At 39.6% G+C, this 14,707-nt stretch carries 11 protein-coding genes; 4 read left to right on the forward strand and 7 right to left on the reverse strand.

The window, feature by feature from the left end; genetic code table 11:
- Positions 1–21: 21 nt before the first annotated feature.
- Positions 22–1,089 carry a 3-dehydroquinate synthase gene (aroB, locus tag AB8M93_RS12695; RefSeq protein ID WP_373058223.1) on the reverse strand — a complete coding sequence of 356 codons (1,068 nt, stop codon included), beginning with the start codon at positions 1,087–1,089 and terminating at the stop codon, positions 22–24.
- Positions 1,090–1,185: 96 nt separating this feature from the next.
- On the opposite strand from aroB, the gene AB8M93_RS12700 reads away from it, so the two are divergent.
- Positions 1,186–2,382: a proline dehydrogenase family protein gene (locus AB8M93_RS12700; protein WP_373058225.1), complete on the forward strand. Its 1,197-nt coding sequence runs from the start codon at positions 1,186–1,188 to the stop codon at positions 2,380–2,382.
- 86 nt (positions 2,383–2,468) lie between these two features.
- Here the strand turns inward: AB8M93_RS12700 and AB8M93_RS12705 are convergent, their stop codons facing one another.
- The 4 genes from AB8M93_RS12705 to gcvT all read right to left on the reverse strand — a co-directional run bounded on the left by AB8M93_RS12705 (position 2,469) and on the right by gcvT (position 5,571).
- On the reverse strand, positions 2,469–3,191 hold the full coding sequence (locus tag AB8M93_RS12705) for a YebC/PmpR family DNA-binding transcriptional regulator (RefSeq protein ID WP_373058227.1): 723 nt from the start codon (positions 3,189–3,191) through the stop codon (positions 2,469–2,471).
- Positions 3,192–3,294: 103 nt separating this feature from the next.
- Complete coding sequence (locus tag AB8M93_RS12710; RefSeq protein ID WP_373058229.1) at positions 3,295–3,582, reverse strand: 4a-hydroxytetrahydrobiopterin dehydratase; 288 nt, start codon at positions 3,580–3,582, stop codon at positions 3,295–3,297.
- An 85-nt stretch (positions 3,583–3,667) separates the two neighbouring features.
- Positions 3,668–4,483, reverse strand: coding sequence for a sugar nucleotide-binding protein (locus tag AB8M93_RS12715; protein WP_373058231.1), 816 nt, complete (start codon positions 4,481–4,483; stop codon positions 3,668–3,670).
- Positions 4,484–4,488: 5 nt separating this feature from the next.
- The gene (gene gcvT / locus AB8M93_RS12720) at positions 4,489–5,571 is read right to left on the reverse strand and encodes a glycine cleavage system aminomethyltransferase GcvT (protein WP_373058233.1); all 1,083 of its coding nucleotides are present in this window, start codon (positions 5,569–5,571) and stop codon (positions 4,489–4,491) included.
- 167 nt (positions 5,572–5,738) lie between these two features.
- Between gcvT and AB8M93_RS12725 the strand changes: the two genes are divergently transcribed.
- Positions 5,739–7,265 (forward strand): NAD(P)H-hydrate dehydratase, encoded by a 1,527-nt coding sequence (locus AB8M93_RS12725; protein ID WP_373058235.1) that lies wholly within the window; start codon positions 5,739–5,741, stop codon positions 7,263–7,265.
- Between the two features lie 110 nt (positions 7,266–7,375).
- Positions 7,376–8,887 carry a histidine ammonia-lyase gene (hutH, locus tag AB8M93_RS12730; RefSeq protein ID WP_373058237.1) on the forward strand — a complete coding sequence of 504 codons (1,512 nt, stop codon included), beginning with the start codon at positions 7,376–7,378 and terminating at the stop codon, positions 8,885–8,887.
- Here the strand turns inward: hutH and AB8M93_RS12735 are convergent.
- Both AB8M93_RS12735 and AB8M93_RS12740 read right to left on the reverse strand, forming a co-directional pair.
- A complete protein-coding gene (locus AB8M93_RS12735) occupies positions 8,884–9,258 on the reverse strand; it encodes a hypothetical protein (protein ID WP_373058239.1) in 375 nt (124 codons plus the stop codon). The two genes, hutH and AB8M93_RS12735, sit on opposite strands and share 4 nt — an antisense overlap.
- A 108-nt stretch (positions 9,259–9,366) precedes the next feature.
- Positions 9,367–11,928 (reverse strand): ATP-dependent Clp protease ATP-binding subunit, encoded by a 2,562-nt coding sequence (locus AB8M93_RS12740; protein WP_373058241.1) that lies wholly within the window; start codon positions 11,926–11,928, stop codon positions 9,367–9,369.
- Positions 11,929–12,174: 246 nt separating this feature from the next.
- On the opposite strand from AB8M93_RS12740, the gene gyrA reads away from it, so the two are divergent.
- On the forward strand, positions 12,175–14,706 hold the full coding sequence (gene gyrA, locus AB8M93_RS12745) for a DNA gyrase subunit A (RefSeq protein WP_373058243.1): 2,532 nt from the start codon (positions 12,175–12,177) through the stop codon (positions 14,704–14,706).
- Position 14,707 lies beyond the last annotated feature (1 nt).

Raw genomic sequence — 14,707 nt, forward strand, 5'->3', positions numbered from 1 at the left:
GTAATATAATATAGATAAAAATCAAGCCGTTTTGTAAAAATCAAAAGCTTCATAAATATTTTTATTGGGGACCTCGCAATCAATTTCTGGTGCTCCAATATCTTTAAGCAATACAAAATTTATTTTTCCGTGCTCGTTTTTTTTATCAAATTTCATCAAGGCCAGGATATTTTCCAGGTCATTTTCATCAATTTCAATTTTGCCGTAAATATCAAAAATTTTTGAAGAAATCCTATTTAATTTTTCTTCCGGAAAATTTTTTAATCTTTGGGAAATATGAGTAGCGAGAACCATTCCTGCCGCCACGGCCTCTCCATGTAACAATTTTGGTTTGGAATTATGGGTAAGGAAGTGAGATTCAATGGCATGGCCAAGGGTATGACCATAATTCAAGGTTTTACGAATGTTTTTTTCGAGAGGATCTTGGGTAACCACTTCAGATTTAATTTCTACAGACCTTTTTATAATTTCATCAAGATGAGTGAAGTCCAGGTTAGATAAGTTAGATACTTTTTCCCAGTAAGCTTCATCTTTTATTAATCCGTGTTTTAAGACTTCGGCTAGCCCACTGCGCATTTCATTCTTTGGCAGACTTTGCAAATAAATGCTGTCAATAAGAACCATTTCCGGCTCACTTATTACCCCAATCTGATTTTTAAGGTTCCCAAGGTCTACTCCGGTTTTCCCGCCTACAGAAGCATCTACCATGGCGAGCAGTGTTGTGGGTACATTTATATAGGAAATTCCTCTTTTAAAAGTACAAGCTACAAATCCGCCCAGGTCTGTAACCACTCCGCCTCCCAAATTAATTAGGAGACTTTTCCTGTCGGCTCCAAGTTCTGACAACGCATTCCAGACTCCGTTGCAGGTTTCCAGGGTTTTATGTTCTTCTCCCGCGGGAATTTCAATGATCTCAAAATTGGAAGGCTCTTCAACCTGGCTTAAAAATTTGGCTACACAATGCCCATGAGTATTAGAATCTACCAAAACAAAAACTTTGGAAGGCTTATTGCGGCTTAGATATAAATTAATATTGGAATAAGCTTCGTTGCTGTAATAGACTGCTCCTTTTTTTGCCGGATTCGCCATAGTTCTTACGGTTTTTAAAGGCTTCGAAAATAAGGAGAATTATTATTTAATGAAATCAAACTTCAATATTTATATTTGCGCAATTAATAAAAGCCTATGATTAGAAAGAAGATATTTAACGACACCGCAACCGCCTTTAAACTTAAATCTGGATTAGAACTGGACAGGGCTATCTTCCTGTTTAGCATGATGAACAGGCAAAGGCTGGTGAAGGCGGGTACTTTTCTCACCAAATTTTCCTTAAAGATGCATCTTCCAGTGGAAGGCCTTATTAAAAAAACCATATTTGAGCAATTTTGCGGAGGTGTTACTACAGATGATTGTAAACCGGTCATTAAAGAAATGCATAAGGAAAATCTACACAGTATCCTTGACTATTCGGTTGAAGGAAAGAAAACTGAAGCACAGTTTGATGCTGCTTTAGAGAAAAAACTTTCCTTAATAGAATTTGCCGATAAAAAAAGCGAGCTTCCTTTTTCTGTTTTTAAACCCACAGGAATTGGACGTTTTGAAATATGGGAAAAAGTGACGGAGAGAGTTAGCCTTACCAAAGAGGAAAAAGAAGAATGGGAAAGGGTAAAGAAGCGTGTTGAAAAACTTTGTAAGGCAGCTTACGATCACGATGTAAGGTTGTACGCCGATGGGGAGGAGAGCTGGATGCAGGGAGCTGCAGATGAGCTTATGGAAGAAATGATGCGTAAGTACAATAAGGAAAAGGCTCTTATTTTCAATACTTTGCAATGCTACAGGTGGGATAGGTTAGAATATCTGAAAAAACTGCACGAAACAGCAAAAAAAGAAGGCTTTAAGGTAGGTGCCAAGATAGTTCGTGGTGCTTATATGGAAAAAGAAAATGCCCGTGCGAAAAAGTTGGGATATCATACTCCTATTTGTGAAAGTAAGGAGGCTACAGATGTTAATTTTAATAGTGTAATGTCCTATTGTTTGAATCACCTGGAGGATATTTCAGTATTCATAGGTACACATAATGAGGTGAGTAACTATCTGGCACTTCAGATAATGGAAGATAAAGGAATTTCTATGGATGATCCGCGAATTTGGTTCAGTCAGCTTTTTGGAATGAGTGACCATATAAGCTATAATCTGGCCAGAAAAGGGTATAATGCAGCAAAGCTTGTGCCTTTTGGACCAGTTAGGGATGTGGTGCCATATCTACTGCGAAGGGCCCGTGAAAATTCGTCTGTAAAGGGGCAAACGGGTAGGGAACTTTCCCTCTTGATGGAAGAGCGAAAAAGAAGAAGCGGGGAGCCTAATAAAGCGCACCGCCAATAAGAAGTATTTCAAGATTAAATTTTAAAAAGGAGGAACACTTTGCTGTTCCTCCTTTTCTTATCCCTTACCCTGTTTTATCTTATTCCTTATTCTTCAGAAGATTCCTCCATGGTATGATATACGTTTTGTACATCATCATCTTCTTCCAGTCTTTCCAGTAATTTCTCAACATCTTCAGCCTGCTCGGGAGGTAGAGGTTTGGTTACCTGGGGGATGCGCTCAAATCCTGAGGAGATAATCTCAATATTTCTGTTTTCAAGTTCTTTCTGAATGCTGCCAAAATTTTCAAAAGGAGCATAAATGTGTATTCCGTCCTCATCTTCAAAAACCTCTTCAGCACCAAAATCAATAAGCTCCAGTTCCAGTTCTTCCGCGTCCAGTCCTTCTGCATTAATCCTAAAATTGCAGGTATGGTCAAACATAAATTCTACAGAACCCGAGGTTCCAAGATTTCCGTCGCATTTATTAAAATGAGACCGTACATTGGCCACGGTTCTGTTATTATTATCAGTGGCTGTTTCTACCAAAACGGCGATTCCGTGAGGGGCATAACCTTCAAACAGCACAATTTTGTAGTCGCCCTGGCTTTTATCTGAAGCTCGTTTAATGGCACGTTCAATATTATCTTTAGGCATATTAACGCTCTTGGCGTTTTGGATTACTGCCCGCAGTTTGGCGTTACTATCGGGATCTGGTCCTCCTTCTTTAACCGCCATTACAATATCTTTCCCAATACGGGTAAAGGCTTTGGCCATTGCAGACCAGCGCTTCATCTTTCTTGCTTTTCTAAATTCGAATGCTCTTCCCATTGTATAAAAATAAAATCGGGGCAAAAATATAAAAAAAGCTTCTAATCGTTTTTAAAATTAAAAGCTTCCTTTTTTTATACCAGTCTTTTTAAAAAACCATGCTTTAGCCGGCTTCCACTATTTCCTCAATTGCGCGGGCAAGTTTAAAATCTTTTTCAGTTACTCCGCCGGCGTCATGTGTGGAAAGGGAAATCTCAAGTTCGTTATAAACATTAGCCCAATTTGGGTGGTGCTGTTGTGCTTCGGCTTCAAAAGCAATTCTGGTCATCACGGTAAAGGCCTCTTTAAAATTGCCAAATTGGAAAGAAGTGTGAATGGCATTTTTTGCATATTGCCAGCCGTCTAGTGTTTCCAGATGCTTATTTACAGCTTCCTCGCTTAATTTTTCCATTGTATGTTTTATTAGTGAACTTTCAAGTTAAGGAACATGTACAAGAAGTATTTTGTTCGGCTTCAGTTTAAGAAAATATTAACAGCTATATTTCGCGGCAGCCTTTAATAACATCCTGTACCGTAATTTGAAGATTTCCAGGCAGGAGATTATCTTTGGGTAACACAGCGAGGAAGCGATCAAAATTGGAGTCATAAACATTTTTAAAAAGGGGATTATGGATTCCCAGTTCTTCACAAAGATCTTTTATAAAATCCCTTTGGTGCACAAGATCTGTACTTCCCAGGTGAAATACTCCTTCCCGTTTTCTATTGATAATATAATGGATTTGCTGGGTTACCTTCTGTATTTCGGTAACATTTACTACAACATTTGGAAACACTTCCACCGCTTCTCCCAACTCAATAAGGGTTTTCAATTCTTTCACTCGAGGGGAATGGTGCCCAAAAACCATGGGTAAGCGTAAAATATTGTATTTATGGTTTGGTAAACGTAAAAGGGCGTTTTCAATTTTTATTTTAAACCTCCCGTAAATACTTTGGGACAGCGTCTTATCATACTCATACGAGGGAAAGTTGGTAAAAGCATCAAAGACATTAGCCGAAGAAATAAACAAGAATTTACATTCACTGCGCATCACGTATTCCATGGCATAAAAATGAGCAGTAACCTGTGCATCAAAATTACCGCGAACGGCTGAAATAATTATAGTAGGTTTAAGGTTCTCCAGTAAGACCGTTATATTTTCAGTCTCCATATCGTACTGGAAAAACTGCCGGTTTTTGCTGAAGGATTCATTATCTGTACGATAAGTACCGTAAGTATCAAAATAAGAGCGCAATTCCCTGTACAAAGAATTGCCTATAAAACCGCTGGCGCCTAATATCAGTATTTTTTCCAAAAATTTTATCCTTTATAAAAGGGCAATTTCACCTGTACGGCAGGAACAGTTTTTTTTCTTATCTGTATGTTTAGCTTCTTACCAATTCCTGCAAATGCGGCCGGAACGTAACCCATACCAATTCCTTTATCCAGGGAAGGTGACATTGTTCCCGAGGTGACAATGCCAATAACAGTGCCATTCTCGTCTACTATATCATAACCCTGGCGGGGGATACCCCGTTCTTCAAGTTCAAATGCGATTAGCTTACGTGCCGGGCCTTCTTCCTTTTCCTTTTTTAAGGCTTCAGAATTGATGAAATCTTTGCTAAACTTGGTAATCCAGCCAAGATTCGCTTCTATTGGAGAAGTTTTTTCATCTATATCATTTCCATATAGGCAATAGCCCATTTCCAGTCTCAAAGTATCTCTTGCGGCAAGACCAATGGGTTTTATGCCAGAATCTGCGCCCGCTTCCATCACCTTATCCCATATTTGTGCTGCATCTTCATTTCTAAAGTAAATCTCGAACCCACCGCTCCCGGTATATCCGGTAGCCGAAATGATAACTTTATCAACCCCGGCAAATTCAGCTACTTCAAAGGTGTAAGATTTCATGCTCTCAAGAGTTACTTCAGTTAGAGACTGCATAGCTTCAGCCGCTTTAGGACCCTGTATGGCCAGAAGAGACATTTCATCGGAGATATCTTTCATCGTAGCATCCATAGTATTGTGCTGCGAAATCCAGTTCCAGTCTTTTTCAATATTGGCTGCATTTACAACCAATAAATATTTTTCAGCATTAATCCGGTAGATAATAAGATCGTCCACAATTCCTCCTGTTTCATTAGGCATACAGGTATATTGGGCTTTACCATTCACCAGCCGGGAGGCATCATTAGAAGAAATTCTCTGGATAAGCTCCAGGGCATTTTCTCCAGAAATCAAAAATTCACCCATATGGGATACATCAAAAACTCCAAGTTTCTCCCGTACTGCCAGATGCTCAGCATTTACACCTTCGTAGGATACCGGCATATTATACCCTGCAAAAGGTACAATTTTAGCATTTAAGGACTTATGTTTCTCAATAAGGGCAATTTCTTTCATTTCGTTTAAAATTTGCGCAAATTTATTGATTTCGCTTAGAAAACAATATTTAATTCCTTCTTTTTCTGCGGAAAGCTTTAATTGTATTAGCTTTATAGATGTTAGAATGAAATTAAGAAAACTGCGGGATGCATTTTTTAATTTTGTGTAACTGAAATAGAACACTCATGAAAATACTCTCTGCAGCTCAACTTAAGGAAGCCGATGCCATAAGCCTAAAAAAACAAAATATAACTTCCGAAGAACTAATGGAAAGAGCGGCTACAAAAGTTTTTCAGGAGATACACCGTCGCTTACAAGGAGCACAGATCCCTTTGAAAATTTTCTGCGGGATAGGGAACAATGGCGGCGATGGCCTGGCAATTGCCCGCATGCTTCTTGAAAAGAATTACCGGGTCCAGGTCTTTATTGTTAATTATTCTGATAAAAGATCTGAAGATTTTCTTGCTAATTATGAGAAAATAAAGGAAGTAACCAATAACTGGCCGGAATTAATAAAAAAAGAAGAAGATTTTCCGCAAATTAGAAAAGGTGATTTTATTATAGATGCCATCTTTGGTATTGGCCTAAACCGGCCTTTAGAAGGATGGGTGGGCAGGCTCGTACAGTATATTAATGCCTGCGGGGCTTTTGTGCTCGCCGTGGATATGCCTTCAGGTTTATTTTCTGATAAAATTCCCGCTAAACAGGATGCGGTAATAAATGCAAATTTCACCCTTACCTTTCAAACGCCTAAGTTGGTTTTCTTTTTGCCGCAAACCATGGACTATGTAGGGGATTTACAAGTACTGGATATTGGCCTGGATCAAAGTTTTTTAGCTGAAGTTAGCACAGATACTCATATCACGACTAAAGAAGAAGCCAGGCAGCTCTATATTCCCAGGAAGAAGAATTCTCATAAAGGCAATTACGGGCATATGATTACCATAGGCGGGAGCTACGGTAAAATTGGCAGTATTTTACTTTCCACCACAGCTGCTCTAAGAACTGGGGCAGGGCTGTGTACTGTATTTATTCCTAAATGCGGATACGAAATTATGCAAACCGGACTGCCCGAGGCAATGGTAATTACCGATAATAATTATGAAATGCTCACTAATATAAAAACAGATTTCGATGCAGATGCGGTATGCTTTGGAATGGGCGCGGGGAAGAGCGAGGAAACTGTAAAGGCATTTAAGGCATTGCTGGAAAACACCAAAAAGCCAATGCTTATTGATGCAGATGGCCTCAATATCCTTTCTGAAAATAATGACATGCTGGAGCTGGTTCCCGAAAATTCCGTTCTTACTCCACATCCAAAAGAATTGGAAAGGCTTATTGGCAAGTGGAAGGATGACTATCAGAAAATGAAAATGGTTCAGGATTTTTGTAGAGCGTATAAGCTAATTGTAGTGCTTAAAGGCGCTTATACCTTTATTTTTGATGGAGAAAGTAAGTATATTAATACTACAGGAAATCCCGGTATGGCCACTGCCGGAAGTGGTGACGTACTTTCCGGGGTTATAGCCGCCCTGCTTTGCCAAAGGTATAAACCTGTTGCTGCCGCACGACTCGGAGTTTTTTTACATGGACTTGCAGGAGATGTTTATGCAGCCAAACATTCTTATGAAGCCCTTATTTCTGGGGATCTTGTTGAAAATATAGGACAGGCTTATATGAAGCTTTTTGTAACCGGGGAAGATAATAAGTAAATCTTGAAGGATGGAGTTTTGGCATTTTTTGATTTTTATAGACTTTCGTAGAGATATTTCCTAAAAAAAACTAATTTTTGTATGCCGAAATAAATTTTTTGATAATCTCCATGCAAAGCACTCATTATATTTCTTCTGCAGTTTTAGATCTGGAACAGATAAAGGAAATTCTGGATAAGGGAAAGAACATTGCCCTTAGCGATGAGGCAAGAGTAAATATTCAAAAATCCCGGCAGTATCTGGATAAAAAGATTAATGAAAGTACTGCGCCGGTTTATGGAATAAACACGGGCTTTGGCGCCCTTTGCAACGTAAAAATCTCTCCAGAAAAATTAACGGAGCTACAGGAAAACCTCGTGAAATCGCATGCCTGTGGCACGGGAGAAAAAATTGCCAAACCTCTAATAAAATTAATGTTGCTGCTAAAGATACAGTCACTTAGCTATGGAAATTCTGGAATCTCCTTGGAAACGGTTAACCGACTGGTGGCCTTTTTTAATGAAAATATTTTGCCGGTAATCTATGAACAAGGTTCTCTTGGAGCTTCAGGAGATCTGGCGCCTTTGGCGCATTTGGCACTTCCTCTTATTGGAGATGGAGAAGTTTATTACAAAGAAGAGGTGATGAGTGGCGGAGAATTGCTTGATGTGATGGGGTGGGAGCCGTTAAAGTTGCAACCCAAAGAAGGGCTTGCGCTTTTAAATGGTACCCAGTTTATGAGTGCTCATGCGGTATATGCATTACTAAAATCTTATAAGTGGGCTTTTCTGGCAGATCTGGTTAGTGCTGTTTCCATAGATGCTTTTGATTGTAATCTTTCTCCTTTTGATGAGCTGGTGCACATGATAAGGCCTCACCGCGGGCAGGTAAAGACTGCAGAGAGGATAAGGGGATTTTTAAATGGCAGTGAAATTGCTTTAACGGAAAAAGAAAATGTCCAGGATCCATATTCTTTCAGGTGCGTGCCACAGGTGCATGGAGCTACCAAAGATACTCTTGCTTTTGTACGTAAAATCGTGAAAACCGAAATAAATTCGGTTACAGATAATCCAAATATCTTTGTTGATGAAGATAAAATAATTTCCGGGGGAAATTTTCATGGCCAACCTTTAGCCCTAGGACTTGATTATCTTAGTATTGCCATGGCAGAACTTGCCAATATTTCAGAAAGAAGAATTTACCAGCTGGTGTCCGGGCTAAGGAATTTACCCAACTTTCTTGTGGAAGATCCGGGGTTGAACAGCGGGTTTATGATTCCGCAGTATACCGCCGCAAGCATTGTGAGTCAAAATAAACAACTGGCTGTGCCTGCATCAGTAGATTCTATTGTTTCTTCAAACGGGCAGGAGGACCATGTGAGCATGGGAGCCAATAGCGCAACTAAAAATTTGAAAATAATAGATAATCTTCAAACGGTACTAGCCATAGAACTTTTTAATGCTTCACAGGCTATGCATTTTAGGGAGCCCGCCAGAACCTCACCTAAAATTTCACTGGTATTAGAGAAGTTTAGAGAGGAAGTGCCAATTTTAAGACAGGATGTGACCATGGCGCCCTACATTCAAAGAGCAAAAACTTTTCTGGAAAAGTTTAAAATTGAAGAGAATTACCTGGAAGTTTAAAATTTTGATTTCATCCAGTTAAGAGCTTCTTCCAGAGTGTCAAAGACTTCAAAAGCTTCTGGATTTTTATAAAATTTCTGTTCCACCTGCCTGGCATTTAATTTTACCAGGTGATTTTTACTTACCACGGCAATAGCTTTTAAGGTATCTACATTTGAAGATTCTTTATAGACCATTGGATCTACAGCATAGGAGTGGGTACGATTTGAAATATAACCATAGGCTTTTCCATCAAAGATATCCCGCCCTAACTCAAGCAATTTCCGGTTATTTTCAACGCTGAAGAGGATGCCTTCATTTAATTCAGCTATTAATACATTTTCATGTACAGAAATTAAGCCGAATTCCAGCTTAAGGTTTTTTTTTATCATTAAGATGACAGGTTTGTAGGTTCAGAAGTTTAGATCCCGGGGAAAAATCAAATCTGATGGATGTAAAAGTAAGAAAGCCGCCTGAATTAACAAGCGGCTTTTAAAAATTTAGGATTCTGTTTCCTTTACTGTCTTTTCAACATTAATGGTGAGTTCATTTTTCTCTTCATCCAGGTCCATATAAATCGTATCCCCTTCATTAATTTGTGAGGTAATAATCTCTTCAGCCAACGCGTCCTCAATATACTTCTGGATGGCTCTGTTTAATGGACGGGCACCATATTGTTTATCGAAACCTTTATCTGCAATAAAATCTTTGGCTTTATCGCTTAAGGTAAGATTGTATCCAAGACTGCCAATTCTTCCATATAACTTGGAGAGTTCAATATCTATAATTTTATGGATATCATCCCTTTCCAAAGAATTGAAAATTACCACATCATCAATTCGGTTAAGGAATTCCGGAGCAAAGGCTTTCTTCAATGCCCCTTCAATTACCCCCCGGGCATTTTCATCTACCTGAGATTTCATGGCAGCGGTTCCAAATCCAACTCCCTGCCCAAAATCTTTAAGTTTTCGGGCTCCAATATTGGAAGTCATAATTATTATGGTGTTCCTGAAATCGATCTTACGGCCTAAACTATCTGTTAAATATCCGTCATCCAACACCTGAAGTAACATATTAAATACATCTGGATGTGCTTTTTCTACTTCGTCCAGAAGAATAACTGCATAAGGTTTGCGTCTAACTTTTTCGGTTAACTGCCCTCCTTCTTCATAGCCTACATACCCCGGAGGTGCTCCAATTAACCTGGATACCGCAAATTTTTCCATGTATTCACTCATGTCTATTCGAATAAGGGTATCTTCATTATCGAATAATTCCCGCGCAAGCACTTTAGCCAACTGTGTTTTACCAACCCCGGTTTGTCCTAAAAAGATAAAGGATCCAATAGGTTTATCGGGATCTTTTAATCCAGCTCTGTTTCTTTGAATAGCTTTAACCACTTTGGAAACTGCATCATCCTGCCCAATCACCTTGCCTTTAATTTTTTCAGGGAGTTCCACAAGCTTATTGCTTTCGGTTTGGGCAATCCTGTTAACAGGTACACCCGTCATCATAGAAACCACATCAGCAACGCTGTCTTCACTTACTGTCTCTTTGTGTTTCTTAGATTCTTCTTCCCATTTTTCCTGGGCCAGGCTTAATTCTTTTTCAAGGTTCTTTTCATCATCACGCAGTTTTGCAGCTTCTTCATACTTCTGCTTTTTTACTACGGAATTTTTATTTTGCCTTACTTCTTCAAGCCGACGCTCTAGATCAAGGATTTGTTTGGGAACATCAATATTAGTAATATGTACACGGGAACCTGCTTCATCTAAGGCATCAATAGCTTTATCTGGAAGAAACCTGTCTGTCATATACCTATTAGTGAGTTTTACGCAAGCTTCAATAGCTTCATCGGTATAAACCACATTGTGATGCTCTTCATACTTATCCTTAATATTGTTTAGGATTTCAATAGTTTCCTCCACAGTTGTAGGTTCCACAATAACTTTCTGGAACCTTCTTTCCAGAGCTCCGTCTTTTTCTATGTATTGCCTATATTCATCTAGGGTAGTGGCGCCAATACATTGAATTTCCCCTCTGGCAAGAGCGGGTTTAAACATATTACTGGCATCCAGGCTACCTGTGGCGCCACCGGCACCTACAATAGTATGTATTTCATCAATAAAAAGAATAATGTCATCATTCTTTTCAAGCTCGTTCATCACCGCCTTCATCCGCTCTTCAAACTGGCCCCTGTATTTGGTTCCTGCAACAAGACTTGCCAGGTCCAGGGTCACCACACGTTTATCAAACAAGATGCGGGAGACTTTCCTTTTTACAATTCTTAAGGCCAAACCTTCAGCAATGGCAGATTTTCCAACACCTGGTTCTCCAATAAGAAGCGGGTTGTTCTTCTTGCGCCTGCTTAAGATCTGGGAAACACGCTCAATTTCTTTTTCTCTTCCCACTACAGGATCTAGCTTATCTGCTTCTGCCATTGCAGTAAGGTCCCTGCCAAAGTTATCAAGAACAGGTGTTTTAGATTTTTTAGATGTTTTGCCGGGGCCGCTGCCTCCACCGCCGCTAAACGGATTGTCTTTGGTAGCATCATCAGTATCCCCTTCATCAGAAAATGATTCGGCAGCAGGACTGTCTGAAAAATCATTTTCATCATTGGCTATCATGTATTTAAACTGATCCTTAACGCCGTCATAATCAATTTTGAGCTTATTCAGCAATTTAGTGGTAGGATCATTCTCGTTTCTTAAAATGCACAGCAACAGGTGGGCGGTATTAATAGAAGTGCTCTGGAAAAGCTTAGCTTCTAAAAAAGTAGTTTTAAGTGCACGCTCTGCCTGCCTTGTAAGGTGCAGATTCTTTTTTTCATTAGAAACCGATGCAGAGCCAGGAGTGGCCGGGCTTAAAATCTCCACCTTCCTTCTAAGGTGGCTCAGATCAATTTCCATTGCGTTTAATATATTTATAGCTTTGCCATCGCCATCCCTCAACAGTCCAAGCATAAGATGCTCTGTCCCGATGAAATCATGGCCCAGCCTTAATGCTTCTTCCTTGCTATAAGAAATTACATCTTTTACTCTAGGTGAAAAATTATCATCCATGTTATTTTCCTTTCTCTCATTAATTAACTAATCTATGAAGTTCAAAAACTGTACCTAAGATCAGTCGTAAGCTAATTGACGAAATTACTTTCAATAATCAAAACTCAAAGTAGTGAACTTATCAACGAATGTGCACTAAAAATTTGTTAATAAAAAAACACCAAAGCATGTGCCAGAGCGGCATAAAACAAGGTAAAATTCGTAAATTGGCACGTTAGATTTTAGAACTAAATTAAATTTTTTAATATGGCTGAAGGAGAAGAATTAATTCCTATCAACATTGAAGATGAAATGAAATCGGCTTACATTGATTATTCAATGTCGGTCATTGTGTCACGTGCGCTTCCCGATGTACGTGACGGGTTAAAACCTGTACATCGAAGGGTCTTATTCGGGATGTACGAACTTGGAGTGCTCTCCAACAGAGCCTATAAAAAATCTGCAAGAATAGTAGGAGAAGTGCTGGGTAAATATCACCCTCACGGAGACTCCTCTGTTTATGATACCATGGTACGGATGGCACAAGAATGGAGTATGCGCTACATGCTTGTGGACGGCCAGGGTAACTTTGGATCGGTAGACGGAGATAGTCCTGCAGCCATGCGTTACACAGAAGCCCGTATGCGTAAAATAAGCGAAGACATGCTGGCCGATATTGATAAGGAAACTGTAGATACCCAGCTTAACTTTGATGATTCCCTTAACGAACCTGTAGTACTGCCCACCCGTATCCCAAACCTACTGGTAAACGGAGCAAGTGGTATTGCAGTGGGAATGGCTACCAACATGGCTCCGCATAACCTCGCAGAAGTAATAGATGGCACCGTTGCATATATTGACAATCATGACATAGAGATTGATGAATTAATAGAGCACATTAAAGCTCCAGATTTTCCTACAGGTGGTATTATTTATGGTTATGATGGAGTAAGGGAGGCTTTTAAAACCGGCAGAGGGCGCATAGTGATGCGCGCCAAATCTACGCTGGAAGAAGTAAACGGCCGTGAGAGCATTGTGGTTACCGAGATACCTTACCAGGTGAATAAGGCGGATATGATCAAGAAAACGGCCGATCTTATTAATGAGAAGAAAATTGACGGCATCAGCCTGATCCGGGATGAGTCAGACAGAAATGGGATGCGTATTGTGTACCAGTTAAAAAGGGATGCAATTCCAAATATTGTTCTAAACACCTTGTTTAAGCATACCGCTCTGCAATCTTCCTTTAGTGTAAATAATATTGCGCTGGTAAATGGAAGACCGGAAATGCTTAATTTAAAGGATATTATTTATCATTTCGTTGAGCATCGTCACGAAGTGGTGGTTCGAAGAACCCAATACGAGCTTAAAAAAGCTGAAGACAGAGCACATATCCTGGAAGGTTTAATTATCGCTTCAGATAATATAGATGAAGTTATCGCGCTTATCAGAGCTTCCAGCAATGCTGAAGAAGCCAGAGAAAAGCTTATGGAGCGATTTGAACTTACCGAAATTCAGGCCCGCGCTATTGTGGAAATGCGATTAAGACAACTTACCGGTCTTGAGCAGGATAAATTGCGCGCTGAGTATGAAGAAATTTTAAAGACCATAGAAGACCTTAAAGATATCCTTGCCAGAAAAGAGAGAAGAATGCAGGTAATTAAAGATGAACTTCTGGAAGTAAAAGAAAAATATGGCGATGAAAGACGTTCTACTATAGAGTATGCTGGAGGAGATTTGAGTATTGAAGATATGATACCTGATGAGCAGGTAATAATTACTATTTCTCATGCCGGGTATATTAAAAGGACTTCGCTTACTGAATATAAAACTCAAAACAGGGGAGGAGTGGGACAAAAAGGCTCCACAACAAGAAATGAAGATTTCCTTGAATATCTGTTTGCAGGTACCAATCATCAGTACATGTTATTCTTTACTCAAAAAGGTAAATGCTTCTGGATGAGGGTTTATGAAATCCCTGAAGGCAGCAAGGCCTCAAAAGGAAGGGCTATTCAAAACCTTATTAATATAGAACCAGATGATAAGGTAAAAGCCTTCATTTGTACCCAGGACCTCAAAGATGAGGAATATGTCAACAGTCATTATGTAATAATGGCTACTAAAAAAGGCCAGGTGAAAAAAACTTCACTGGAACAATACTCCCGCCCAAGGGTTAATGGAATTAATGCCATTACTATTAAGGACGACGATGAATTACTGGAAGCTAAACTTACCAATGGTGAGAGCCAGGTAATGCTTGCAGTAAAAAGCGGAAAAGCCATTCGTTTTGAAGAAGGAAAAACCAGGCCAATGGGAAGAAATGCTTCCGGGGTACGAGGGATTACTTTGGCAGATGATAAGGATGAGGTTGTAGGGATGATTTCGGTTAATGACATGGAATCCAATATACTTGTGGTTTCAGAAAATGGATACGGAAAACGCTCCAGCCTTGAAGATTATCGTATTACTAACAGGGGCGGGAAAGGCGTAAAGACCATTTCTGTAACTGATAAAACAGGAGGGCTTGTTGCAATTAAAAATGTTTCTGATAAGGATGATCTTATGATCATTAATAAATCTGGTATTGCGATAAGAATGGGAGTGTCAGATCTTCGGGTAATGGGCCGTGCCACGCAGGGAGTTAGGCTTATTAATTTAAAAGGAAAAGATTCTATTGCGGCTGTGGCAAAAGTACTTCATGATGAGGACGATGTAGAGGCTATGGACGATGCGGAAACCCCCGATCCCACCAATCTTAATAGCAATGGCACAACTATTGCGGACGATAGTGAAGAATAAT

Source organism: Autumnicola aciditolerans (assembly GCF_041679265.1).
Classification (GTDB): Bacteria; Bacteroidota; Bacteroidia; order Flavobacteriales; family Flavobacteriaceae; genus Autumnicola.